Genomic DNA, 25,350 nt, shown 5'->3' with positions numbered 1-25,350 from the left:
GCTGATTTGAGGTTACACATCCCCGTGAATGTTGATTTGCACTGCCATAGCACGGCCTCCGATGGCGCCCTGGCGCCTGCGGCACTGGTTGCGCGTGCGTTCGAGAACGGCGTGCGAGTCCTGGCCCTGACCGATCACGATACCCTCGAAGGCCTCGCCGAGGCGCGCATCGCGGCCACGGAATTGGGGATGCAATTGGTCAACGGCGTCGAGCTGTCCTGCACCTGGGGCGGTGCCACCATTCATGTGCTGGGCTACGGTTTCGACGTCAACGCCGCGCCATTGGTCGAGGCGATTGCGAAGCTGCACGATGGCCGCTGGCTACGGTCTGAAGAAATAAGCCGCAAGCTCGCCCTCAAGGGCATGCCGAATGCGCTCGACGGCGCGCGGCAGATCCAGCAGGAACTGGGTGACAGCGGCAACGCGCCGGCCCGTCCGCATTTCGCCGACTGGATGGTGCGTGAAGGTTTTGTAAAGGATCGCGCCGAGGCGTTTCGTAAATGGCTCGGCGCCGGCAAGCTGGGGGACGTCAAGCAACACTGGCCGACCCTCGAAGACACCGTCGGCACGCTGCGCGCCGCCGGGGCGTGGGTCAGTCTGGCGCATCCCTGGCACTACGATTTCACGCGCAGCAAGCGCCGAAAGCTGATTGCCGACTATATTCAAGCGGGCGGGCATGCGATCGAAGTGGTCAACGGTCATCAGCCTGCGGAACAGGTGGGCAGCCTTGCAATCCTTGCCCGTGAGTTCGGTCTGCTGGTCAGCGCCGGCAGTGATTTCCATGGCCCTGGTGGCTGGTCCGAGATCGGCCAGTACCGGCCGGTGCCGGAGGACCTTCCACCCCTGTGGTGTCGGTTCAAACATGACACAGTTATTGCCGCCGTCTGAACAGGTAGAGAATGTGAGTCAATTTTTCCAGATCCATCCGGAAAACCCGCAAGCGCGCCTGATCAAACAGGCGGTCGAAATCATCCGCAAGGGCGGGGTGGTGGTCTATCCAACGGACTCTTCCTACGCAATCGGTTGCCAGATCGGCGACAAGAACGGCATCGAGCGCGTTCGACGCCTGCGTCAGCTCGACGAAAAGCACAACTTCGCGCTGATCTGCAGCGACCTGTCGCAACTCGGCAATTACGCCAAGATCGACACCGGCACCTTCCGTATTCTCAAGGCTCATTTGCCGGGGCCTTACACGTTCATTCTCAATGCCACCCGCGAAGTGCCACGGCTGTTGCTGCACCCGAAGAAGCGCACCATCGGCCTGCGGGTGCCGAGCCATCCGATCGCTTTGGCGTTGCTTGCCGAACTGGGCGAGCCGCTGATGAGCGTGACCCTGATCATGCCGGGCGATGAAGACCCGCTGAGCGATCCGTACGAAATGCGCCAGTTGCTCGAGCATCAAGTGGACCTGATCATCGACGGCGGTTTCGGCGGCATCAAGGCCTCCACCGTGATTGACCTGACCGGCGACGATCCGGAAGTGGTCCGCGTCGGTTGCGGCGATCCGGCTCCGTTCATGGTCGAGGCCTGAATGTCCGCAGTGGAAACCGTTGATCCCCAGGCCGGTGCCCAGCAGGAACTGCCGTTTGCCATGGTCTATGGCCAGGCCGTCACGGAAATGCCGCTGGACCTGTACATCCCGCCGGACGCCCTGGAAGTCTTCCTCGAAGCCTTCGAAGGCCCGCTCGATCTGCTGCTGTACCTGATCCGCAAACAGAACATCAACATCCTCGACATCCCGGTGGCGGAAATCACCCGCCAGTACATGGGCTATGTCGAGTTGATGCAGTCGGTGCGCCTGGAACTGGCCGCCGAGTATCTGGTGATGGCGGCGATGCTGGCCGAGATCAAGTCGCGGATGCTGCTGCCCCGGGCCGAAACCGTCGAAGAGGAAGAGGACGACCCGCGCGCCGAACTGATCCGTCGCCTGCAGGAATACGAACGCTTCAAGGCCGCTGCCGAAGGCATCGACGGCCTGAGCCGCGTCGGTCGCGACGTGATCGTGCCCAAGCTCGATGCCCCGGAAGCCCGGGCGCGCAAGCTGTTGCCGGACGTGGCGCTGGAAGAGATATTGATGTCCATGGCCGAAGTGCTGCGCCGTGGCGACATGTTCGAAAGCCATCAGGTCAGCCGCGAGGCACTGTCCACCCGCGAACGCATGAGCGATGTGCTGGAACGGCTCAAGGGTGCCGGGTTTGTGCCGTTCGTCGAGCTGTTCACCGCCGAGGAAGGCCGGCTCGGTGTGGTGGTGACCTTCATGGCGATCCTTGAACTGGTCAAGGAATCCTTGGTCGAGCTGGTGCAGAATGAGCCGTTCGCCGCGATCCACGTGCGAGCCCGAGCCGAATAACGAGTCCCGATATGAACCTGAGTGAACCCCGCGAGCTGGCGCCCCTGCTTGAAGCCTTTCTGTTGGCCTCGGGAAAGCCGCAAACCCTTGAACGCCTGTACGAGTTGTTCGAGGAAGGCGAACGGCCGGAACCGCCGGTCTTCAAGAAAGCCCTGACCCTGCTCGGCAAGTCCTGCGAGGGGCGTGCGTTCGAGCTCGTGGAGGTTGCCTCCGGCTATCGCCTGCAGATTCGCGAGAAGTTCGCGCCATGGGTCGGCCGACTGTGGGAAGAGCGCCCGCAGCGTTATTCCCGGGCCCTGTTGGAAACCATGGCGTTGATTGCCTATCGCCAGCCGATCACCCGCGGCGAGATCGAAGACGTGCGTGGCGTGGCGGTCAACACCAACATCGTCAAGACGCTGATGGAGCGTGAGTGGATCCGTATCGTTGGTTACCGCGACGTGCCGGGCAAACCGGCGATGTTCGCCACCACCAAGCTGTTTCTCGATCACTTCAACCTCAAGAGCCTCGACGAGTTGCCACCGCTGGCCGAACTGCGCGAGATCGAGCCGGATCCGGTGCTCGACTTCGACGACGCTCCAGTGCCGCCGGGCTTGCAGGAACTGGCCGATGCCAGCGCCGAGCCGGAAGAGCCGAAAGAGGAAACCAGTTTCCACACGCTGCTGCTGGAGCTGGACAGCATGGAGGAGGGGATCAAGACCGACTTCGACGATTTGCTGCGTGACGTCGCGGATGGCGAGCCGAGGCCGTCGGGGTTTGAGTCCGATTCGGTCGAGGCGCCGGTCGAGGCTGAGCCCGAAGCAGAACCGGAGGACGATTTTGAACCTGAATCAGAATTTGAGCCTGAGTTTGAGCCCGAGCCTGAGCAGGAAGACGATGTGCTCGGTGTTGCCGAAGCCCGGGAGAAACTGCTGGCCGCCGTCGCCCGGCTTGAACAGCCCGCTCCAGATCCGGAACCAGAACTGAGCGAAGAAGAAGCCGAAGCCCGCGCCCTGGCCGAGGCCATCGAAGCCGAGCGCCGCGAGTTCGAAGATTGAGCATGAGCTCAACCAAGGACCCGTGCATCAGCCTCTGCAAGTTCAGCGACGACGTCTGCCTTGGCTGCGGTCGCAGCAAGCGCGAGATCAGGGCCTGGAAGAAACTCGACAAGGACGACAAGCGCACGGTGCTCGCCGAAGCTTCGCTGCGCCTGATCAAGCTCGGTGCCACCGGTCGGCGGAAAAAGAAATAACCTTGCCTCGATCGACTAGTCTCTGATGCGCGAACGAACACATCCGCGTATGATTCGCGACCCTTCGGCGATCCCTTCGCCCGAAAACCCAGATTTCAACGTTTCAGCGGGCTCAATCCTGAGCCGCTGAACAGACCACACCGGGAGGTGCCCAGATGAGTGACAACCAGAAAGACGACCAGGAAATCGGCCCAGCAGGCGAAAAACTGCAGAAAGTCCTCGCCCGTATCGGCGTCGGCTCGCGCCGTGACGTGGAAGCGTGGATCAGCCAGGGCCGGATCAAGGTCAACGGCAAAGACGCCACCCTCGGCCTGCGCGTCGACATGCACGATGCAATCACCATTGATGGCAAGGTCATCAAGCGTGAAGAGGCTGCCGAGTCGGTCCGCCGCGTGATCATGTACAACAAGCCCGATGGCGAGATCTGCACCCGTGACGACCCGGAAGGCCGTCCGACCGTGTTCGACAAGTTGCCGCGTCCGAAAGAAGGGCGCTGGATCAACATCGGTCGTCTCGACATCAACACCACCGGCCTGCTGATGTTCACCACCGACGGTGAGCTGGCCAACCGCCTGATGCACCCGTCCTACGAGATGGATCGTGAGTACGCGGTCCGTGTTCGCGGCGAAGTCGATGACGAGATGATCGAACGTCTGAAGGCCGGCGTTGTGCTGGAAGACGGCCCGGCGCGTTTCACCGACATCAAACAGGCACCGGGTGGCGAAGGCTTCAACCACTGGTATCACTGCGTGGTGATGGAAGGTCGCAACCGTGAAGTGCGTCGTCTGTGGGAATCCCAGGGTCTGGTGGTCAGCCGTCTGAAGCGCGTGCGTTTCGGTCCGGTGTTCCTCAACTCCGACCTGCCGATGGGCCGCTGGCGCGAAATGAGCCAGTACGAAGTCGATATTCTGAGTGCTGAAGTCGGCCTGACCCCGGTAGCCATGCCGCAACTGAACGCCAAGAGCAAAGACAAGCTCGATCGCATGCAGCGCAAGTCGTCGCGTCCTATGGCCCGTACCGAGCGCGTGCGCACCCTGCGTCCGGCCAATGGCGCACCGGCGGCTGCCGGCCCGCGTCAAGTGCGTGAGCCGCAGATCGAAGGCGAGCGTCCAGGTCGCAAGCCAGCAGCACGTGACGGCGAGCGCGCTCCGCGTCCGGCCAATGGCCGTACCGAGCGTGGCGAGCGGGGTGCTCCGGCCGGTCGCGGTACGCCGGTGGCGGATCGTCCAGCCGACACCAAGCGCCCGGCCAAGCCTGCGCCGAAGCGTCCAGGCATCAAACTGGCTGACGATGACAAGCCGTCGGGCAAGCGTCGTGGCGCACCGGCCGGTTCCGGCCAGCGTCCGGGTTTCGGTCGCAAGAAGCCTGAATGATCGTATTCAGCGCTGAATGAAAAAACGCCAACCTTCGGGTTGGCGTTTTTTTTTGGATTTTTTATTTCTTTTTTTCAGCGGTTTTTTCTGATTTGAAAACAAAAAACCTGAAGCACTTTCAAATAGTTAGTGAGCTAACAGCCACGGGTGGACCCCTTCTCGATTCGTCTGCTGTGGAAACTTTACGTTACGCGCTGTCAGTAAATATTTACGGAAAAAGCCCCGGAGTCCCATGGATCGTGCGCCTTTGCAAGGCTGTAAGGAAAACCTGCCGAAGCCCTGTCGATATGGGCCGGCGCAGGGCTCTGGCGTGCTTGTTTCAGGCTCGTTTGAGAGGTGAGATGCGCCCCATGCCTGTCGTGCAGGTGCATAACAAGAAGGAGGCGCAATGAACGCCGATATCCATTTTCACTTCTCTACGTGGGACGGATTTTTCATCGTCCACGCCGATGGCCTGCAAAGGCCTGACTCAATTTTTGCAGCCGCCCGAGCCTCTCGGGGCGGACACACGCAATCCCGGCAACCGACACGCTGATCCAGCGGGGTCTGGCAGCAGGGGGTTAGCGGTGTACAATGCGCCGCGTTTTAACTGTGACCCTCTGCGTAATCGCGCATACCTCAAGGCTATCCGCCTTGTTCACTCCGTCGCGTCACGAGCGTGTCGGGTTCGATTTCGTCACAGATAAAAACAAACAGGTGACGCATGACCGTTGTAAAAAAGCTGAATTCCTGGTGCCTGCGCTGGGGTTTGATCAAGGTTGGTTGAAATCGCAACCTTGCAGCAACGTCTACTGAACATCATCAAACCTTGCGTGAGACCTTTTTCATGAGTGGACAAAACTCGCAATCAGGCGAGCTGAAACGCGGCCTGAAAAATCGCCACATTCAACTGATCGCCCTCGGTGGCGCGATCGGTACCGGATTGTTCCTGGGCTCGGCCGGGGTGCTGAAATCCGCCGGCCCGTCGATGATCCTCGGCTATGCCATCTGCGGCTTCATCGCTTTCATGATCATGCGCCAGCTCGGCGAGATGATCGTCGAAGAGCCGGTGGCCGGCTCCTTCAGCCACTTTGCGCACAAGTACTGGGGCGGCTTCGCCGGTTTCCTGTCGGGCTGGAACTGCTGGATCCTGTACATCCTGGTGGGCATGTCGGAGCTGACGGCGGTCGGCAAGTACATCCACTACTGGGCGCCGGAGATCCCGAGCTGGGTCACCGCCGCCGCCTTCTTCCTTCTGATCAACGCGATCAACCTGGCCAACGTCAAAGTCTTCGGTGAAGCCGAATTCTGGTTCGCGATCATCAAGGTCGTGGCGATCGTCGGCATGATTGCCCTGGGCAGCTATCTGCTGGTCAGCGGCCATGGCGGCCCGCAGGCTTCGGTCAGCAACCTGTGGTCCCACGGCGGCTTCTTCCCGAACGGCGTCAGCGGTCTGGTGATGGCCATGGCGATCATCATGTTCTCATTCGGTGGTCTGGAAATGCTCGGTTTCACCGCCGCCGAAGCCGACAAGCCGAAAACCGTGATCCCGAAAGCGATCAATCAGGTGATCTACCGGATCCTGATTTTCTACATCGGCGCACTGGTGATCCTGCTGTCGCTGACCCCATGGGACAGCCTGCTGGAAACCCTCAATGCGTCGGGCGACTCCTACAGCGGCAGCCCGTTCGTGCAAGTGTTCTCGATGCTCGGCAGCAGCACCGCCGCGCACATCCTCAACTTCGTGGTGTTGACCGCCGCGCTGTCGGTGTACAACAGCGGTACCTACTGCAACAGCCGCATGCTGCTGGGCATGGCTGAACAGGGTGATGCGCCGAAAGGCCTGGCGAAGATCGACAAGCGTGGCGTGCCGGTACGTTCGATCCTGGCCTCGGCGGCGGTAACGCTGGTGGCCGTGTTGCTGAACTACCTGATCCCGCAACACGCGCTGGAACTGCTGATGTCGCTGGTGGTTGCAACGCTGGTGATCAACTGGGCGATGATCAGCTTCTCGCACTTCAAGTTCCGCCAGCACATGAACAAGACCAACCAGAAGCCGCTGTTCAAGGCGCTCTGGTACCCGTACGGCAACTACATCTGCCTGGCGTTCGTCGCGTTCATTCTGGGTGTGATGTTGCTGATCCCGGGCATCCAGATCTCGGTGTATGCGATTCCGGTGTGGGTCGTGTTCATGTGGGTCTGCTACGTGATCAAGAACAAGCGTGGTGCGCAGCAAGCGCTGACTGCAGCAGGCGCTTCCAAATAAGCGACTCTGCAGAAACAACAAACCCGGCCAAGTGCCGGGTTTTTTGTTTCTGCAGAGTCTGGAGGCTTTTCCGAGTTACGAGCCACTCCAGCTGCTAAGCGTAGTCAGCGATGGGATACAGCGTGCACAGCGCTTCGGTCTGTAGGCGGAATTGCTCCCTCAGTGTGGGTTCCAGCGTGTAGTCCTGCTCGCCGAGCGGCGTCACGTTGTCCAGAATCCGGCACATCAGATCGACAATCTGCCGGCATCCCCGGGCGTCGATGTGGCGTTGCGCGATGGAGCCGGTGCCGATGCGCAGCCCACTGGTCACGAGGGATGATCGGGTCTCGCCGGGGACGCGGTGTTTGTTGACGATGATCCCGCAGTGCTCCAGCGCTGACTCCGCAATGGCGCCGGTGATACCGCTGCGCAACCGAAGCAGAATCGCGTGGTTCTCACTGCGCCCGCCCACGACCTCGTAGTCATGTGCCTGAAACGCACTGGCGAGTTCATCGGCCGTGCTCCGGATCCGCGCCATGTAGGCGTCGAACTCGGCCGACCTTGCATAGCCCAGTGCCGCCGCCTTGGCCGCGATCATGTTGACCGCCGGCGCGCCCTGCATTCCGGGAAACACGGCTTGATCAAGGGCACGACTGAAGGTTGTCCGCAGGCCGGGTACCTTGGTGTTCGCGTCCCGGCCGGAAAGGATCAGGCCGCCGCGGGGGCCCATGAGTTGCTTGTGCGTGCAGGTCGTGGTGACGTGTGCAACGTTGATCGGGCTCGGATGTCGCCCGGTGGCAACCAGTCCGGCGATGTGCGAAATATCAGCGAGCAGAATCGCTCCGGCCTCATCGGCAATCTCACGGAACCGTTCGAAGTCCACAACCTGTGAATAGGCGGTGGCGCAGCACATGATGATGCGCGGGCGGTGGTCGAGGGCCAGTCGGCGTACGTTGTCGTAATCGATCAGGCCGTCGGCGGTCGTGCCGTACTGGATCGCCTTGTAGTGGTCGCCCGAAAACGCGGCGGTGCTGCCGTGGGTGAGATGACCTCCGTGTTCGACGGCCATTCCCAGCAGCGTATCTCCCGGTTCAAGCAGGCCGGTGAGCACCTGGTAGTTGGCGTTCGACGCCGAGTGTGACTGCACGTTGGCGTACTGGGCGTCGAACAGCTCCCGGGCTCTTCGGATGGCCAGCGACTCGACCCGGGTGACGTTCTCGCACCCGGCGTTATAGCGCCTGCCGGGCATGCCCTCGGCCGTCACGTTGACCAGTGCCGACGCCGATGCCACCAAGGTGCGAGGCTTGACTGCGCAAGAGGAGGAGACCAGCGAGAGAGTCCGGTGTTGACGCGTGACTTCAGCGTCGAGGATCTGTGCGAGTTCGGCGTCTTCCGCCCGGAGATCCGCCAGGCCACGTCGCAATAAGTCGGCCTGGTTCGTAAGCTGTTCGGTATTGACTGGCATTGTCTGTATTCCTTCCCTGTTTGTTGCGCGCAACGAACAACCGCGCGTCTTCCCTGGTCTTGCGTGTGCGTACCTGCATCCATGTTCTGCCAAGCGCCATACAGGCCGATCCGTGTTCTGGCGGCGATGCGCGCAAAACTAAAGCCTGTTTAAACAGCCGGTTTTCATGACCTCTGCTCGTAACCGTGAGGAGAGAATCACCGGATGCATCATAGATTTTTTGCTTGGGAACGCCACAAGATTAATCAAAAAAATGAACATTGTTCAAATAAAATGATTCTTTTTGTCCCCCTGAAGGGTGTAAAACTGCAGCTCGGCAGGCGTGATTTTTCAGGTGTCACGGGTGACGACAAGGAGAACTAACAAGTCAGTACAGATTTGCTGACCTGGACTATGCGGTGTCGTTTAGTCACTCAAGGAGGGAGGATGCTATGATCGCGCGCGGCTTTGATACGGATAAAACTGTAATGACCCACTTGACTTGAGTGATCCATGAGTGAGCGCTCGGGGTGTGATGTCAATTACAGTTATAAATGGATGGTAAGCACTTCATGCACAGAAGAGAAAGATCGGAGAATCTGAAAAACAACATCAAGTACTTGATTAAAAGTCGTGGGGAGACGCAGCTGTCCTTGTGCAACTCCAGTGGCCTGACCCGAACCACCATCTATAATATTCTCGAAGGGAAGGTGGTCAACGTACAGCAGTCCACGGTTCGCAAGATTTCTGATTTTTTCGGCGTTTCCTATGAGGAAATAGAAACGATCGATTTTGAAGAGAAGGAGATAATAGAAAGCAGTATTTCTCCGCAGGGGAATATGAACCCGGCGGCAGTGCCTATCATAAAAGAGAGCCTGGTTATCCAGAGTCTGGATAAAAGGATAGGCGAGTTGGCCACGATTTACCCGTTGACTTACTATTTCGGCACCTCCTTCAACTTGATAGGTGTGCTGCTGGAGAACGAGATCAATGGTTTACATGAACCAGGCGATCTATTGATCGTGCAGAAAGGTTCGTCGACCGGCGACAGGGAAAAGCTGGTGTATGACAAGATCACAAACAGGCTGCTTATAACCAAAGAGATCAGCGTTGCTACGGATCGCATTTGTGTTGTCGGGGATATAATCGAGGAACGATTTAATGGGTTGTAGTGTTGAAATGGAAAACAGCAAGTACAAGCTATTGGGGTTTGAAAATGGAAAAAGCCTGGCCGTCATCATGGTCATCGCGACCGGCAAGATTATTAAAATAAAACTGAGTGAAGTGTTGAATAGTGAGATTATGGACAATCTGAACAAGATAGAAGTCAAAAACCTGTACAAGAAGTTTTATTCCCAGGGAGAGACGCTCACCGCCTATGATCTGAATGATCGTCATGAGAGTTCCTGGATGATCTATATCATTCTGAACCTCATGTTGTTTACGCTGTACATCTTTACCAGTATCGCCGCGACCAAACCGATCTATCTGGAATACTTTGATATTATCGTAACGCCGGGTACCTTTCTTTATCCGTTGACCTTTCTGATCGTCGATTTGTTGAATGAGACGTTCGGTCTCAGGCTTGCGCGAAAAGCGATACTTTTTGCTTTTATCAGCAACGCGGCCATCATCATTTTGCTGGCCATCACGACACATCTCCCCGGGCTGCCGGGCTGGAAGCTCGATGGGCCTTACAATGACGTTATCAGTCAGTTGTCTTCTGTCCTGGTAGCCTCTTCTGTTTCATTTCTGGTTTCCGAGAATATCAACTCGTACTTGTTGTGCAAAATCAAGGAGCTCACGAACTCCAGATTCCTGTTTTTGCGCGTGTTTTTAAGTACGTTGTTTGCGGTGATCATCGACAGCTTTCTTTTCTGCTTCATCGCATTTTATGGCGCGATGGAAACCAGCGCGATACTGAACATGATCTACGTCCAGATTGCGATAAAGGTAGGCTTCGCTTTCTTTAATGTCTTGCCTGCCTACGGGGCAAGGGCATTGTTCAAGAAGTACCTGACTGGCGGTCAGACGCAATAATGCAGGATGGCGCTCACCGGGTGTGTTGTTGCTGTCATGCCGGGTGAGCGCTTGATGTGTCGTTATATACTCAGTTCAGATTCAGTTTTGCTTTCAGGCTGTGCGCAACCTGTTCTTTGTTGTTCAGGAATTCGTTGAGGCCTTTGGCACGAAGATTACAGGCATCGCAATTGGAGCAGCCGTTACCTTTGATGCCGTTGTAGCAGGTCAGTGTCTGGTCGCGAATGAACTCCAGCCGGTTATGGTAATCGGCCAGCGCCCAGGTTTCCGCTTTGTTCAGCCACATCAGCGGAGTGTCCAGGGTCAATTTGCAATCCATACCCAGTTCAAGGGCTTTGTTCAGTGCCTTTACAAAGTCATCTCGGCAATCCGGGTAGCCAGAGAAGTCTGTTTCACAAACACCGGTAATGACGGTCTTGGCCTGAACCTGGTACGCATATATGGAGGCCAGGGTCAAAAACAGGATGTTCCGGCCCGGCACAAATGTACTCGGCAGGCTTTCACCTGAACTATTGATGGTCGGGACTGGTATGTTGTCGCGCGTCAGGCTGCTGATGGCCAGTTCATTCAGCAGCGACACGTCCATGGTCTTGTGTACGGTCACACCAAGTTCTTTTGCGAGTTGCTGTGCAACTTCAATTTCTGCGCGATGGCGCTGGCCATAGTCAAACGTGATGCAGTGGATTTCATCGTAGTGGGTCAAGGCATGGATCAAACAGGTTGTTGAATCCTGCCCGCCGCTAAAAACGATAACTGCTTTATTGCTCATGGTTATGCTTCCTGCATTGATCGAGTAAGTGCAATGTTTGAACAATAATCGAGGAGGTTCTTGTCTCGGTTGCTCATTGCCGTGGCGATATTCTACGTAGTACGGCGCTCGTTGGCACTGATTAATGCCCCCCATGTTGACGGGGCATTTCTCCCGGACGTTTTCCCGTTTCGCCTGCCCGTTTCGCCTGATAGTCGCCGTGTATAGTGAAAAGGCGCGACACTGAAAGCACACCCAAGGTCAAGCTGACCGTAGCCGCTACAGGTACGGCGAAACAGGCTCTACGATGAGAATGCAATGCTGAAGATTTCCAATAACGTGCATCTGCCGGATGCCGAGATCGAACTGACTGCCATCCGCGCCCAAGGGGCCGGCGGGCAGAACGTCAACAAGGTCTCCAGCGCCGTGCACCTGCGCTTCGATATTCCTGCCTCGTCCTTGCCCGAGTTCTACAAGGAGCGGCTGCTGGCGCTTCGCGACACTCGCATCACCAGCGACGGCGTGTTGATCATCAAGGCTCAGCAATACCGCACGCAGGAACAGAATCGCGCCGATGCACTGGAGCGTCTGACCGAGCTGATCCTCAGCGCCACCAAGATCGAAAAGAAGCGTCGTCCAACCAAGCCGACGCTGGGTTCGAAGAAGCGTCGGCTGGAGTCGAAGACCAAGCGCGGCAGCATCAAGGCCGGGCGCGGCAAGGTGGATTTCTAGTCTTCGCGGTACTTCGACGTGTGGCGGTACAGATAGACGCTCAACGCCAGGCCGCTCAGCGCGGCGATCGCGGCAAACAGGAAGATCGAGGCAAAACCGAAGCCTGCCGCAATCGCTCCGGCCAGCGGCCCGGTGATCCCCAACGACAAGTCGATGAACAACGAATAGGCGCCAACCGCCGCGCCACGGCTGGAAGCCGGCACCAGATTCACCGCTTCCACGCCCAGCGCCGGGAACACCAGCGAGAAGCCGAAACCGCTCAGCGCCGCACCCGCCAATGCCCAGTGCGCATCCGGCGCCAGCCATAGCAATAGCAGCCCCAGTGTTTCCACCGACAGGCAGGCAATCGCCACGCGAAAGCCGCCGAGACGGTTGATCAGGTTGCCGAACAGCAGTCGCGCGCCGATGAAGCTGGCACCGAACAGACTCAGGCACAGCACCGCGTTATCCCAATGCTGGGTGGCGTAATACAACGTGATGAAGGTAGCGATGGTGCCGAAACCGATCGAGCCCAGCGCCAGTCCGCAGCCGTGGGGAAAGACGCGACCCAGCACGTGCATAAACGGCAAGCGCTCGCCAGCGACAATCGGCGCGGCGGTTTTCGGCCAGGCCAGCAGCAGGCCCAGCGCTGCAAGCAACAGAATGCTCACGCCCATGCTCCAGAGACCGAAACGGCTGACCAGCCACACGCCCAGCGGCGCACCGATCGCCAGCGCGCCGTAACTGGCGATGCCGTTCCACGAGATGACTTTGGCGGTGTTGGCCGCGCCGACGCGGCCGATGCCCCAGCCGATGGATCCGGAGCCGACAAGACTTTCCGCGCTGCCGAGCACCAGACGGCCGACGAACAGGCTGATCAGGCTGAGCATCGGCAGGTTCGGGGTCCAGGCCGAAATCAGCATGAACACACCGCTCAAGCCACAACCGGCCAGACCAATCATCACCGCGCGTTTGCTGCCCTTGTTGTCGATGATCTTGCCGGCATATGGGCGGCTGAGCAGGGTGGCGAGGTATTGCACGCTGATCACCAGACCGGCGATGACCGCCCCGAAGCCCAGGTCGCTGTGCACGTAGCCGGGTAGCACGGCCAGCGGAATGCCGATATTCAGGTAGCCGATGAAGGTGAACAGGACAATGGAAACGACTTGCAGCGTGACCGCCAGGGGGCGCTGGGGTTCTGGCATAGAGGACGACATGGGTAACGATCCACGGGGAGAGCAGAATAGATAGGCTGCTCATGATACCGGCGTGGACGATGCTGCGGCGGGGAAAAGTAAAACTATTTGGCCGGGGCGACCAGTTGCGTGGTGACCAGTGCGGCGAGGGCATTTTCTTCGCTGCCGAAACGGGCGAGCAGGGCGGCTTGCTTCTCGGGCGAGAGGCGGCTCCAGATCTCGATCATCTTCTCGGTGGCGCCGATGAGGATTTCAGCCTGTTGTTCGTTGAAGGATTCGTCGGTCATGGCAGGCTCGGGCTTCAGGCAGTGTGGAAAGCGCATGTTAGCGCTTTCCACACGGTCTGTACGGCGGGTGTTACTTACTCTTTGCTGTCGGCCGGACGGCTTTCGGCGGCTTCTTTCGGCTCGGGCTGTTGGGCACCGGCTTGTTGCGTGGTCGTCTGCTCAGGTACGTGCAGGCTTGGGAAGGGGAGATTGGGAATCTCGTGCATGGTTGCGCTCCTCGCTAAGTCTGTTGATAGATCTGGTAGATCCGCGCTTTCAGAAAGCCTGCGAAGGATACAGCAGTAAAAATGACAAACAGATTTTTAATTCCGCTTGTTGCGACGGGCGGGATTGTCTAGACAAGTGCGACAGGCTGACGCAGGGCAAATGCGGGAGCGGCGGTGTGCCCGCCGCCCCTGACATTCGTTTATTTGCAGACGCTAGCGATCGCTTCGGCCAGCAGATCCAGGCGTGTCGCATCAATCCCGGCGACGTTGGCGCGGCCCGAGCTGACCATGTACACGCTGTGATGCTCGCGCAGGTTTTTCACTTGTTCCGGCGACAGGCCGGTGTAGGAAAACATCCCGCGTTGCACGCCAATGTGCGCAAAGCGCTCGCGCAGACCGTGCGGTTCCAGCGCTTCCACCAGACCGCTGCGCAACTGGGCGATGCGCAGACGCATGGCTTCCACTTCGTCGGCCCAGCGGCGTTTCAGCTCCGGGTCGGCGAGGATTGTTGCGACGACGGCCGCGCCGTGATCCGGCGGCGTCGACCACAGGTTGCGGGCGATGTGCGCCAGCTGGCTGCGGATGTCGATGAGTTTGTCAGCGGTTTTCGCGCAGACGATCAGCGCACCGGTGCGGTCGCGGTACAGGCCGAAGTTCTTCGAGCAGGAACTGGTGATCAGCAGCTCAGGCAACTCGGCGGCGAACAACCGGGTTGACCATGCATCCTGCTCCAGACCGTCGCCAAAGCCCTGGTAGGCGAAGTCGATCAGCGGCAGCAGATTGCGGCTGCGCACCACGTCCAGCACCCGGTGCCAGTCGTCGTGACTCAGGTCGAAACCGGTCGGGTTGTGGCAGCACGCGTGCAGCAGCACCACATCGCCTTTCGGCACTTCGTTGAGCACAGCGAGCATCGCGTCGACGTCGAGGCGGTTGTCGCTGCCGACGTACGGGTAATGGCTGATCTTGACCCCGGCGGCCGCGAAAATCGTTTCGTGGATTGGCCAGGTCGGGTTGCTCAGCCATACGCCTTTGCCCGGCAGGCATTGCGCGATGAAATCCGCTGCCAGACGCAGGGCACCGGTGCCGCCCGGGGTCTGGGTAGCGCTGGCGCGTTGCTGGGTGATCAGTGCCGAATCGGCACCCAGCACCAGCTCATTGATCACCTTGCCGAACAGCGGATTGCCGTGGCCACCGATGTAGGTCTTGGTGTCCTGGCTTTCGACCAGACGCGCCTCGGCGATTTTCACCGCTTCTGGAATCGGCGTCAGGCCCTGGGCATCCTTGTAGACGCCCACGCCGAGGTCGAACTTGCGCGGGTTGGAATCCTGCGCGTAGGCCTCCATCAGGCCGAGGATCGGGTCGCCGGGCACCCGGCCGATGGTGTCGAAGTGCATTACTTGCGTCCTTCTGCGGTCTTGGCCACTTCGTCAGTGCGCGCGGCCATGATGAAGTCGTTGCGGTGCAGGCCTTTGATCGAGTGGCTCCACCAGGTCACGGTGACTTTGCCCCACTCGGTCAGCAGGCCCGGGTGATGACCTTCGGCCTCGGAGATCTCGCCGACGGCGTTGGTGAAGGCCAGGGCGTGCTTGAAATTCTTGAACAGGAAGACTTTTTCCAGCTGCATGATGCTGTCACGCACTTCGATGTTCCAGTCAGGGATCTGCTTGATCAGGATCGGCAGTTCTTCATCGCTGACTTGTGGGGCATCGGCACGGCACGCTTCGCAATGGGCTTGGTTCAAAGTGGACATGGTTTGATTCCTGAGATCGGATGTCTTTTTTATAAGAGCTGTTACGGTCGTCAATGTCGTCACGCTAAACCAAAGCCGCGACGACTGACAGACTCACTTGTAAGTAAAAGCCACGGTTCACGCAGCTTTTGGTTTCGGCGGAAATTTCGGTGCGTGCAGACCCAGCTGCATGCCTTGCTTGACCATGCCCATGATGTCTTCGTGGGCGAGGTCGAACAGGCGCTTGAGGTTCGGCAGGACAAAGTACAGCGGTTGCAGGATGTCGATGCGATACGGCGTGCGCATGGCTTCCAGCGGATCGAAGGCCTGATGCTCGGGCTCGTCCGACAGGCTGTAAACGGTTTCCTTCGGCGAAGACAGGATGCCGCCGCCGTAGATGCGTTTACCTTGCGGGGTATCGACCAGGCCGAACTCGATGGTCATCCAGTACAGGCGCGCCAGATAAACGCGCTCTTCCTTGGTCGCTTGCAGGCCGAGCTTGCCGTAGGTGTGGGTGAATTCGGCGAACCACGGGTTGGTCAGCAGCGGGCAGTGACCAAAGATCTCGTGGAAAATGTCCGGCTCTTGCAGGTAGTCCAGTTCTTCACGGGTGCGAATGAACGTGGCCACCGGGAACTGCTTGCTGGCGAGCAATTCGAAAAAGGTCTGGAACGGAATCAGCGCCGGGACGCGGGCGACCTGCCAACCGGTGGTCTCGCCGAGCACCTTGTTGATCTCGCCCAGTTGCGGAATGCGGTCGTGGGGCAGACCGAGTTTTTCGATACCGTCCAGGTATTCCTGGCACGCCCGACCCTCGATCACTTTCAACTGGCGGGTGATCAGCGTGTTCCACACCGCGTGTTCTTCGGCGGGGTAGTCGATAAAACCTTGCGCATCGGGCTCGCGGGCCACGTATTGCGTCTGCTTCATACTGCTCTCCTGCGAGGGGAATTCGTTCTTGTTATGTCCTGCTATGGACTGAGAAATACCCCAGAGCGTGCTGTGTTGCAGCAGGTTGATGACCGGCCGAGTAGCAAAAGTCTCTTTAAATCGTAAAATTATCGTTACGCTTTTTGCGATAAGTCGTGATTACGGTGATTGGCGGGTTTGAAATGGCCGGTGTCTGTCACATAATCTTGACGACTATCTTGCGGGCGGCAGAGAAAAATCCGCCCCTCTACCTGTTTCGGGCCTTTATATGCGTATCAAAGTCCACTGCCAGAACCGCATCGGCATCCTGCGCGACATCCTCAATCTGCTGGTGGAGTACGGGATCAACGTCGCCCGCGGCGAGGTCGGCGGTGAGCACGGCAATGCGATCTATCTGCATTGCCCGAACCTGATCAATTTGCAGTTCCAGGCGTTGCGGCCCAAATTCGAAGCCATCGCCGGGGTGTTCGGCGTCAAGCGGGTAGGGCTGATGCCCAGCGAACGCCGACACATGGAACTGAATGCGTTGCTCGGTGCGCTGGAGTTTCCGGTGCTGTCGATCGACATGGGCGGCTCGATCGTTGCCGCCAACCGTGCGGCGGCGCAGTTGCTCGGCGTGCGGGTCGACGAAGTGCCGGGGATTCCACTGTCGCGTTACGCCGAGGATTTCGACTTGCCCGAACTGGTGCGCGCCAACAAATCGCGAATCAACGGCATGCGGGTCAAGGTCAAGGGCGATATCTTTCTGGCCGACATCGCTCCATTGCAATCGGAGCACGACGACAGCGAGGCCATGGCCGGTGCGGTATTGACGCTGCACCGGGCGGATCGGGTCGGCGAGCGCATCTACAACGTGCGCAAGCAGGAGTTGCGTGGTTTCGACAGCATCTTTCAAAGCTCGAAAGTGATGGCGGCGGTGGTGCGTGAAGCCCGGCGCATGGCGCCGCTCGATGCGCCTCTTCTAATTGAAGGCGAAACCGGCACCGGTAAAGAGTTGCTGGCTCGGGCTTGTCACCTGGCGAGTCCGCGCGGCCAGTCGCCATTGATGGCGCTCAACTGCGCGGGGCTGCCGGAATCGATGGCCGAGACCGAGTTGTTCGGCTACGGCCCCGGTGCCTTCGAAGGGGCGCGGGCTGAAGGCAAGCTCGGGCTGCTGGAGCTGACGGCGGGCGGCACGTTGTTCCTCGATGGTGTCGGCGAAATGAGCCCACGCTTACAGGTGAAATTGCTGCGCTTCCTGCAGGACGGTTGCTTCCGTCGTGTGGGCAGTGATGAAGAGGTTTACCTGGATGTACGGGTGATCTGCGCCACCCAGGTCGACCTGTCCGAGTTGTGCGCCCGTGGCGAGTTTCGCCAGGATTTGTACCATCGCTTAAACGTGCTTTCGTTGCACATCCCGCCACTGCGCGAATGCCTCGACGGTTTGACGCCGCTGGTGGAGCACTTCCTCGATCAGGCCAGTCGGCAGATCGGTTGCCCGTTGCCGAAGCTGGCGCCGGCGGCGATGGATCGGCTCAGTCATTACCACTGGCCGGGCAACGTGCGACAACTGGAGAACGTGCTGTTCCAGGCGGTTTCGCTGTGTGATGGCGGGACGGTCAAGGCCGAGCATATTCGTCTGCCGGACTATGGCGTGCGTCAGCCGCTTGGCGATTTCTCGCTGGAGGGCGGGCTCGACGAGATTGTCGGGCGCTTCGAGAAAGCAGTGCTTGAGCGACTGTATTCCGAACATCCGAGCAGTCGGCAGCTGGGCAAGCGGCTGGGCGTCTCGCACACCACGATTGCCAACAAGTTGCGTGAATATGAGGTGGGCAAGACCGAGTCTTGATCCCTGCGCGATCACTCCTACGCAATGCGCGGGGTGATCGCGCCTCACCATTGCCGCCAAGCGGCATGACACCGCCGGTTTTTCGACTTCGATACATTTCCCCAAACCCTGCTGAATCCCTCAAGTCCTTTGTTTATCGGGTCCTCGACCGCCAGAAAAAAGTTGGTCTGCAAATTGCTTGTGGCTCAGCAGTACAGCGGTGGGCGGCAAACGTCCGGCATGCAGAGGAAAGAGTGTGGACAAGTACCTTTATGTGGCAATGACCGGCGCCAGCCAGAACGCACTGGCGCAAAAGGCTCATGCCAACAACCTGGCGAACATCTCCACCAACGGTTTTCAGCGCGACCTGGAGCAGGCGCGTTCGATGCCGGTGTTCGGTGACAGCTTTCCGGCGCGTGCGTTTGCCATGAGCGAACGGCCCGCCACCGACTTCACCGCAGGCTCCCTGGTGGAGACCGGTCGCGACCTCGACGTCGCCGTGACCGGCAACGGTTTCATTGCCGTGCAGAACCCCAACGGCGGCGAAAGCTACGTGCGCACCGGCAGCCTCAATATCGACGCTCTGGGCGTGCTGCGTGCCGGCAACGGCATGCCGGTCATGGGCAACGGCGGACCGATTGCCGTGCCGCCGCAGCAGCAGGTGGAAGTCGGTGAAGACGGCACCATCAGTATTCGTGCGATGGGCGAAGGCCCGCGCGTCATGGCCGAAGTCGACCGGATCAAACTGGTCAATCCGGACATCAAGAACATGAACAAGGGCCTGGACGGTTCGATCTACACCAAGGACGGCCAGCCTGCGCCGGCCGATGCCAACGTCAAACTGGTGTCGGGTTTCCTGGAGTCGAGCAACGTCAATGCCGTGGAAGAGATGACGTCGGTGCTGGCCCTGGCCAAGCAGTTCGAGTTGCACGTCAAGATGATGAACACCGCCAAAGACGACGACCAGGCCATGGCTCGGGTCTTGCAGATCAGCTAATTATCAGAACGTCGCGCCGTAAAACAGGCGCACGAGGAGAATCGAATGCTTCCGGCTCTATGGGTTGCCAAAACCGGTCTGTCCGCCCAGGACACCAACCTGACCACCATTTCCAACAACCTGGCGAACGTGTCGACCACGGGTTTCAAACGTGACCGCGCCGAGTTCCAGGACCTGCTGTATCAGATCAAGCGTCAGCCTGGCGCCCAGTCGACCCAGGACAGCGAACTGCCGTCGGGTCTGCAAGTGGGTACCGGTGTGCGCATCGTCGGCACCCAGAAGAACTTCACCGCCGGTAGCCTGCAAACCACCGAGCAGCCGCTGGACATGGCCCTCGACGGCCGTGGTTTCTTCCAGATCCTGCAACCGGACGGCACCACGTCCTACACCCGTGACGGTACTTTCCACCTCGACTCCAATGGCCAGATCGTCAACGCCAGCGGTTTCGCTCTGGAGCCAGCGATTGTCATCCCGAACAACGCCCAGACCTTCACCGTTGGCCGTGACGGCACCGTGTCGATCACCGTTGCCGGCAACGCCGCCTCGCAAGTGATCGGCAACCTGCAAACCGCCGACTTCATCAACCCGGCCGGTCTGCAAGCCGTGGGCAACAACCTGTTCCTGGAAACCGCCGCTTCCGGCGCGCCACAAATCGGCACTCCGGGCCTGAACGGTTTCGGCACCACCCTGCAGAACACCCTGGAAACCTCCAACGTCAGCACCGTGGAAGAGATGGTCAACATGATCACCACTCAGCGCGCTTACGAGATGAACTCCAAGGTGATCTCCACCGCCGACCAGATGCTCTCGTTCGTAACGCAGAATCTGTAATCAAGTCTATGAGGCGGCCATGAGGCCGCCTGCAACACCGTGAGGTAAGGGTCATGAAACGCTTCGTATCTGTTCTGGCATTGGGTGGGGTGGTCTCGCTCGCGGGCTGCGTCGCTCCGACGCCCAAGCCCAATGACCCTTACTACGCCCCGGTGTTGCCGCGGACGCCGTTGCCGGCGGCCGCCAACAACGGCTCGATCTATCAGGCCGGTTTCGAACAGAACCTGTACAGCGACCGCAAGGCGTTCCGGGTCGGTGACATCATCACCATCACCCTGAACGAGAAGACTCAGGCCAGCAAGAACGCCAACTCGCAAGTGGCCAAGAACAGCAAGACCGGCATCGGCCTGACTTCGTTGTTCGGCGGCAGCGGCACCACCAACAACCCGTTGGGCGGTAACGACCTGAGCCTGGACGTCGGCTACAGCGGCGACCGTGCGACCAAGGGCGACAGCAAGGCGGCCCAGGGCAACACCCTGACCGGTTCGATCACCGTGACCGTCGCCGACGTGCTGCCCAACGGCATCATCGCTGTGCGCGGCGAGAAGTGGATGACCCTCAACACCGGTGATGAGCTGGTGCGGATCGCCGGTCTTGTTCGTGCCGATGACATCGCCACCGACAACACCGTGTCGTCGACCCGGGTCGCCGATGCGCGCATCACCTACTCGGGCACCGGTTCGTTCGCCGATGCGAGTCAGCCAGGCTGGTTCGACCGTTTCTTCCTCAGCCCGCTGTTCCCTTTCTAGGTGGCTACGTTGAATTTCAAGAGCCTCATGCTCGCTGCGGCGTTGATGTCCGCAGCCTTTGGTGCCCACGCCGAGCGGCTGAAAGATATCGCCAGCATCTCTGGCGTGCGTTCCAACCAGTTGATCGGCTACGGCCTGGTGGTCGGGCTTAACGGCACCGGCGACCAGACGACGCAAACCCCGTTCACCCTGCAGACCTTCAACAACATGCTCTCGCAGTTCGGCATCAAGGTGCCGCCGGGATCGGGCAACGTGCAGTTGAAAAACGTCGCGGCGGTATCGGTGAGTGCCGATCTGCCGGCGTTCGCCAAACCGGGTCAGCAGGTCGACATCACCGTTTCTTCCATCGGTAACTCCAAGAGCCTGCGCGGCGGCACCCTGTTGCTGACCCCGCTCAAGGGTATCGACGGCAACGTCTACGCCATCGCTCAGGGCAACCTGGTGGTCGGCGGTTTCGATGCTGAAGGTCGTGACGGTTCGAAGATCACCGTCAACGTTCCGTCGGCCGGTCGCATCCCGGGCGGTGCATCGGTCGAACGTTCGGTGCCGAGCGGTTTCAACCAGGGCAACAGCCTGACGCTGAACCTCAACCGTTCCGACTTCACCACCGCCAAGCGCATCGTCGACAAGATCAACGACATGCTCGGCCCTGGCGTTGCCCAGGCCATCGACGGTGGTTCGATCCGCGTCACCGCGCCGCTCGATCCGAGTCAGCGTGTCGACTATCTGTCGATCCTGGAAAACCTCGAAGTCGACCCGGGCCAGGCCGTGGCGAAAGTCATCATCAATTCGCGTACCGGCACCATCGTCATCGGCCAGAACGTGAAAGTTTCGCCGGCCGCCGTGACCCACGGCAGCCTGACCGTGACCATCACCGAAGACCCGATCGTCAGCCAGCCGGGCCCGCTGTCCAATGGTCAGACAGCCGTGGTGCCGCGCTCGCGGGTGAATGCTCAGCAGGAAGCCAAGCCGATGTTCAAGTTCGGCCCGGGCACCACCCTCGACGAAATCGTGCGTGCGGTGAACCAGGTCGGCGCGGCGCCGGGTGACCTGATGGCCATTCTCGAAGCACTGAAGCAGGCCGGCGCGTTGCAAGCCGACCTGATCGTGATCTGAGGACGGCACTCATGGATATGCGCAAAAGCGGTCTGGTCAGCAGCAGCGATTCGGGTTCGTACTCCGACCTCAATCGTCTGAACCAGCTCAAGGTCGGCGACAAGAACAGCGACGGGAACATGCGCAAGGTTGCGCAGGAATTCGAATCGCTGTTCCTCGGTGAAATGCTCAAGTCGATGCGTTCGGCCACTGAAACGCTGGGCCAGGACAACCCGCTCAACACCCCGGCAGCCAAGCAGTATCAGGAAATGTACGACCAGCAACTGGCGGTTTCCCTGTCCCGCGAGGGCGGTGGTATCGGTCTGGCCGACGTGCTGATGAAGCAGATGTCGAAGAACAAACCGATGGCGCCGGGTGAGGCCGCCGCCGCGTCGGCTGCCAAGCAGCAGGAAGCCCTGGCCAAGGCCGCTGCGGTGGAAACGCCGATTGCCGCCGGCACCGTAGCCACCAACGGTCCGCTGTCGCGCCTCAATGGCGAACGTCCGTTGTGGGCTTCGCGTTCGGTGCATGCGCCGAACACTCAGCTGACCCATCGCAACGACATGGAAATGATCAACCAGCGTCGCCTGGCGCTGCCGCCGAAACTGGCTGATCGCTTGCTCGCCGGTCTGGTGCCTTCGGCCACGCCGACGGCGGCCACTCAATTGCCGCAACGCGCCACGACGGCCGCTGCCACCGGTTCCGGTCCGCTGTACAACGGCGACTGGCTGGCCCGCGCCGAGGCGGACAAGGCCTCTGGCGGGCAGATGCAGATTTACGGTCGCGCCATGGCACAGATCCCGCTGGCGCCGGCGAAGAAGGCATTCAGCAACGCCGACGAATTCGTCAGCACCATGCTGCCGATGGCCAAAGAAGCGGCCGCGCGCATCGGTGTCGATCCGCGTTACCTGGTGGCTCAGGCTGCGCTCGAAACCGGCTATGGCAAGTCGGTCATGCGCGCCCAGGACGGCACCAGCAGTCACAACCTGTTCGGCATCAAGGCCAGCAGCAACTGGCAGGGCGATTCGGCTCGTGCGATCACCAGCGAGTTCCGCAATGGGCAGATGGTCAAGGAGACGGCGGAGTTCCGTTCCTACGCCTCGTACAAGGACAGCTTCCACGATCTGGTGACTTTGCTGCAGAGCAATAATCGCTATCAAGATGTGCTGAAGTCGGCCGATAACCCAGAACAGTTTGTACGCGAGTTGCAAAAGGCCGGTTACGCAACCGACCCGAACTACGCAAGCAAGATTTCGCAGATTGCCAGGCAGATGACGGTAAATCAGAACTACGCTGCGGCCGGCGTTTCAACAACGCCTTTATAAACACAAGGTAAGGTTTGAATCATGAGTTTGCTCAATATCGGGATGTCGGGGTTGGCCGCGAGTTCGTCCTCTCTGGCTGTGACAGGTAACAACATTGCCAACGTCGACACCGCCGGTTATTCACGCCAGCAAACCGTGCAGGGCACCAAGTCCTCGCAGCAGTTCGGCAACGTCTTCATCGGCACGGGCACGACCCTGGCCGACGTGCGCCGGGTGTACAACTCTTACCTCGAAACACAACTGCACACCGCCACCTCGCTCAACAGCGAAGCGGCCGCGTACGGTGCACAGGCGACCGCGCTGGACGCCTCGCTGTCCGACACCAACACGGGCCTGACCGGTGTGCTGCAGAAATTCTTCACCTCGATGCAAGGTGTAGCGACCTCGGCGACCGACGACACTTCCCGTCAGTCGGTACTGACCGGTGCGCAGGCCCTGACCAGCCGCTTCAACGCGCTGGCCAAACAGCTGAACGATCAGAACACCACGATCAACGGCAACCTGTCGGACATGACGTCCCAGGTGAACAAACTGGCCACCGCGATTGCCAACCTGAACCAGAAGATCGGCGAGGTTTCCACCAGCGGCGGCCAACCGAACGATCTGCTCGACAGCCGCAACGAAGCCGTGCGTCAGCTCTCCGAGTTGACCGGTGCGCAAGTTGTCGAGCGCGGCAGCAGTTTCGACGTCTACGTCGGCAGCGGTCAGCCACTGGTCATCGGCAACACCACCAACACCCTGAGCACCGTGCCGAGCAAGGACGACCCGTCGCGCATGGGCATCCAGATGGATCGCGGCTCAAGCACCCTCGACATCACCTCGGTGATGAGCGGCGGTGAAATCGGTGGTCTGCTGACCTATCGCAATGAAGTGCTCAACCCTTCGCTCAACGAGCTGGGCCGTGTAGCACTGGTCATTGCCGACCAGATGAATCGCCAGCAAGCCCAGGGCATCGACAAGAACGGTGACTTCGGCGCGGCCATTTTCAACGACATCAACAGTGCCGCACTGATCAGCCAGCGCAGCATTGCCCAGTCGACCAACAGTGCAGGTTCCGGCAACCTTGATGTCACCATCAAGGACACCGGCAAGCTGACCACCAGCGACTACCAGGTCACCTTCACCAGCGCGACCAACTACTCGGTCAAGCGCTCGGACGGTACCGACATGGGTTCGTTCAGCACCACGACCACGCCACCGCCAGTGATCGACGGCTTCACCCTGGCCCTCAATGGCGGTGCGTTGAGCGCCGGCGACACCTTCAAGGTGACCCCGACCCGTAACGCCGGCAGCACCATCCAGACCGTGCTCACCGATCCGAAGAAAATCGCGGCGGCAGCACCGTTGACCGGTGTGGCCAGTGCCAACAATTCCGGCACCTACACGCAGCCGACGCTGATCGACACCCTCGACATCACCAACCCGGCCTCCCAGGCCGAGCTGCAGAATGCGCTCAAGTACTCGACGCCGGTCAAACTGGTCATGGGTGCGGTCGCCAGCGGCAGCCAGTCGTACAACATGGTCGATGCCAAGGGCAACACCATCGGTTCCGGCACCATCGTGCCGGGGCAGGCCAACACCCTGAACCTCAAGATCGGCATGGTCGACTCCACCGGTGCTCCGGTGATGGATACCTCGGTCACGCCGAACGTGCAGAAAACCTTTACCGTGCAGACCACCGTGGGCGCGACGCCGAAGCCAGGCGAAACCTTCACGATCAACCTGACCGGCGCGGCTTCTTCGGACAACCGCAACGCGCAGGCGCTGGTTGGCTTGCAGACCAAACAGACCGTGGATACCGGCACGGCGAGCAAGGGCATCAGCCTGACTGACGCCTACAACAAGCTGGTGACCAACGTCGGTACCAAGGCTGCTCAGAGCAAGTCCGACAGCGCCGCCACCACGGTGATTCTGGATCAGGCACAGGGTGCGCGCGATTCGCTGTCCCAGGTCAACCTGGACGAAGAAACCGGCAACCTGGTCAAGTATCAGCAGTACTACACCGCCTCTTCGCAAATCATCAAGGCTGCGCAGGAAACCTTCGCAACGCTGATCAACAGTCTTTAAGGAGCCGTAA

25 protein-coding genes are annotated in these 25,350 nt (G+C 59.7%); 17 read left to right on the top strand and 8 right to left on the bottom strand.

All coding sequences use genetic code 11. From position 1 onward, the window contains the following. The first annotated feature begins 24 nt into the window (after positions 1-24). The 7 genes from AC07N4_RS07155 to AC07N4_RS07125 all read left to right on the top strand — a co-directional run bounded on the left by AC07N4_RS07155 (position 25) and on the right by AC07N4_RS07125 (position 7,199). Positions 25-888 carry a PHP domain-containing protein gene (locus tag AC07N4_RS07155; protein WP_096822224.1) on the top strand — a complete coding sequence of 288 codons (864 nt, stop codon included), beginning with the start codon at positions 25-27 and terminating at the stop codon, positions 886-888. A 13-nt stretch (positions 889-901) separates the two neighbouring features. Next, on the top strand, positions 902-1,531 hold the full coding sequence (locus tag AC07N4_RS07150; RefSeq protein ID WP_096822250.1) for an L-threonylcarbamoyladenylate synthase: 630 nt from the start codon (positions 902-904) through the stop codon (positions 1,529-1,531). Continuing rightward, positions 1,532-2,350, top strand: coding sequence for a segregation and condensation protein A (locus AC07N4_RS07145; protein ID WP_096822223.1), 819 nt, complete (start codon positions 1,532-1,534; stop codon positions 2,348-2,350). An 11-nt stretch (positions 2,351-2,361) separates the two neighbouring features. After that, positions 2,362-3,387, top strand: coding sequence for an SMC-Scp complex subunit ScpB (scpB, locus tag AC07N4_RS07140; protein WP_493065485.1), 1,026 nt, complete (start codon positions 2,362-2,364; stop codon positions 3,385-3,387). Between the two features lie 2 nt (positions 3,388-3,389). After that, positions 3,390-3,581 (top strand): DUF1289 domain-containing protein, encoded by a 192-nt coding sequence (locus tag AC07N4_RS07135; RefSeq protein WP_085733788.1) that lies wholly within the window; start codon positions 3,390-3,392, stop codon positions 3,579-3,581. 155 nt (positions 3,582-3,736) lie between these two features. Further along, on the top strand, positions 3,737-4,954 hold the full coding sequence (gene rluB / locus AC07N4_RS07130) for a 23S rRNA pseudouridine(2605) synthase RluB (RefSeq protein ID WP_096822221.1): 1,218 nt from the start codon (positions 3,737-3,739) through the stop codon (positions 4,952-4,954). An 826-nt stretch (positions 4,955-5,780) separates the two neighbouring features. Then, positions 5,781-7,199, top strand: a complete 1,419-nt coding sequence (locus AC07N4_RS07125) for an amino acid permease (protein ID WP_102620322.1) — start codon at positions 5,781-5,783, stop codon at positions 7,197-7,199. A gap of 94 nt (positions 7,200-7,293) precedes the next feature. Here AC07N4_RS07125 and glyA read toward each other — a convergent pair whose 3' ends face one another. Then, entirely contained in the window at positions 7,294-8,643 is a 1,350-nt protein-coding gene (gene glyA / locus AC07N4_RS07120; RefSeq protein ID WP_096822219.1) for a serine hydroxymethyltransferase, read from the bottom strand. Between the two features lie 551 nt (positions 8,644-9,194). Here glyA and AC07N4_RS07115 point away from each other — a divergent pair. Further along, positions 9,195-9,794, top strand: a complete 600-nt coding sequence (locus tag AC07N4_RS07115) for a helix-turn-helix transcriptional regulator (RefSeq protein WP_096822249.1) — start codon at positions 9,195-9,197, stop codon at positions 9,792-9,794. Then, positions 9,784-10,662 carry a queuosine precursor transporter gene (locus AC07N4_RS07110; RefSeq protein WP_096822218.1) on the top strand — a complete coding sequence of 293 codons (879 nt, stop codon included), beginning with the start codon at positions 9,784-9,786 and terminating at the stop codon, positions 10,660-10,662. Before AC07N4_RS07115 ends, AC07N4_RS07110 begins: the two co-directional genes overlap by 11 nt. A gap of 70 nt (positions 10,663-10,732) precedes the next feature. Here the strand turns inward: AC07N4_RS07110 and queC are convergent, their stop codons facing one another. Then, positions 10,733-11,431 (bottom strand): 7-cyano-7-deazaguanine synthase QueC, encoded by a 699-nt coding sequence (gene queC, locus AC07N4_RS07105; RefSeq protein WP_493065486.1) that lies wholly within the window; start codon positions 11,429-11,431, stop codon positions 10,733-10,735. Positions 11,432-11,728: 297 nt separating this feature from the next. On the opposite strand from queC, the gene arfB reads away from it, so the two are divergent. After that, positions 11,729-12,142 (top strand): alternative ribosome rescue aminoacyl-tRNA hydrolase ArfB, encoded by a 414-nt coding sequence (gene arfB / locus AC07N4_RS07100; RefSeq protein WP_096822216.1) that lies wholly within the window; start codon positions 11,729-11,731, stop codon positions 12,140-12,142. Here the strand turns inward: arfB and AC07N4_RS07095 are convergent. From AC07N4_RS07095 to phhA, 6 genes are all read right to left on the bottom strand, one after another. Beyond that, positions 12,139-13,326 carry an MFS transporter gene (locus AC07N4_RS07095; protein WP_493065537.1) on the bottom strand — a complete coding sequence of 396 codons (1,188 nt, stop codon included), beginning with the start codon at positions 13,324-13,326 and terminating at the stop codon, positions 12,139-12,141. The two genes, arfB and AC07N4_RS07095, sit on opposite strands and share 4 nt — an antisense overlap. Before the next feature lie 95 nt (positions 13,327-13,421). Further along, on the bottom strand, positions 13,422-13,640 hold the full coding sequence (locus tag AC07N4_RS07090; protein ID WP_096822214.1) for a hypothetical protein: 219 nt from the start codon (positions 13,638-13,640) through the stop codon (positions 13,422-13,424). A gap of 38 nt (positions 13,641-13,678) precedes the next feature. After that, positions 13,679-13,810, bottom strand: coding sequence for a hypothetical protein (locus tag AC07N4_RS07085; RefSeq protein WP_255261961.1), 132 nt, complete (start codon positions 13,808-13,810; stop codon positions 13,679-13,681). A 200-nt stretch (positions 13,811-14,010) separates the two neighbouring features. After that, positions 14,011-15,204 (bottom strand): amino acid aminotransferase, encoded by a 1,194-nt coding sequence (locus AC07N4_RS07080; RefSeq protein WP_493065487.1) that lies wholly within the window; start codon positions 15,202-15,204, stop codon positions 14,011-14,013. Further along, positions 15,204-15,560 carry a 4a-hydroxytetrahydrobiopterin dehydratase gene (locus tag AC07N4_RS07075; protein ID WP_003222798.1) on the bottom strand — a complete coding sequence of 119 codons (357 nt, stop codon included), beginning with the start codon at positions 15,558-15,560 and terminating at the stop codon, positions 15,204-15,206. The genes AC07N4_RS07080 and AC07N4_RS07075 overlap by 1 nt, the downstream gene beginning before the upstream one ends. Positions 15,561-15,677: 117 nt before the next feature. Then, on the bottom strand, positions 15,678-16,514 hold the full coding sequence (phhA, locus tag AC07N4_RS07070) for a phenylalanine 4-monooxygenase (RefSeq protein ID WP_225739972.1): 837 nt from the start codon (positions 16,512-16,514) through the stop codon (positions 15,678-15,680). A 223-nt stretch (positions 16,515-16,737) separates the two neighbouring features. On the opposite strand from phhA, the gene AC07N4_RS07065 reads away from it, so the two are divergent. The 7 genes from AC07N4_RS07065 to flgK all read left to right on the top strand — a co-directional run bounded on the left by AC07N4_RS07065 (position 16,738) and on the right by flgK (position 25,340). Next, positions 16,738-18,297 (top strand): sigma-54-dependent transcriptional regulator, encoded by a 1,560-nt coding sequence (locus AC07N4_RS07065; protein WP_096822212.1) that lies wholly within the window; start codon positions 16,738-16,740, stop codon positions 18,295-18,297. A 235-nt stretch (positions 18,298-18,532) separates the two neighbouring features. Beyond that, positions 18,533-19,273 carry a flagellar basal body rod protein FlgF gene (locus tag AC07N4_RS07060; RefSeq protein WP_096822211.1) on the top strand — a complete coding sequence of 247 codons (741 nt, stop codon included), beginning with the start codon at positions 18,533-18,535 and terminating at the stop codon, positions 19,271-19,273. 45 nt (positions 19,274-19,318) lie between these two features. Then, positions 19,319-20,104: a flagellar basal-body rod protein FlgG gene (flgG, locus tag AC07N4_RS07055; protein WP_096822210.1), complete on the top strand. Its 786-nt coding sequence runs from the start codon at positions 19,319-19,321 to the stop codon at positions 20,102-20,104. 53 nt (positions 20,105-20,157) lie between these two features. Continuing rightward, complete coding sequence (flgH, locus tag AC07N4_RS07050; RefSeq protein ID WP_007965503.1) at positions 20,158-20,853, top strand: flagellar basal body L-ring protein FlgH; 696 nt, start codon at positions 20,158-20,160, stop codon at positions 20,851-20,853. A 27-nt stretch (positions 20,854-20,880) separates the two neighbouring features. Continuing rightward, entirely contained in the window at positions 20,881-21,969 is a 1,089-nt protein-coding gene (locus AC07N4_RS07045; RefSeq protein ID WP_080593281.1) for a flagellar basal body P-ring protein FlgI, read from the top strand. Between the two features lie 11 nt (positions 21,970-21,980). Further along, on the top strand, positions 21,981-23,273 hold the full coding sequence (gene flgJ, locus AC07N4_RS07040; protein ID WP_493065488.1) for a flagellar assembly peptidoglycan hydrolase FlgJ: 1,293 nt from the start codon (positions 21,981-21,983) through the stop codon (positions 23,271-23,273). Between the two features lie 21 nt (positions 23,274-23,294). After that, complete coding sequence (gene flgK, locus AC07N4_RS07035) at positions 23,295-25,340, top strand: flagellar hook-associated protein FlgK (protein WP_096822208.1); 2,046 nt, start codon at positions 23,295-23,297, stop codon at positions 25,338-25,340. Positions 25,341-25,350: the final 10 nt, after the last annotated feature.

The organism is Pseudomonas sp. GW821-FHT09E04 (assembly GCF_059416185.1).
The sequence above is the reverse complement of the archived record's forward strand: the minus strand, read 5'-3'. Positions and strand labels throughout refer to the sequence as shown.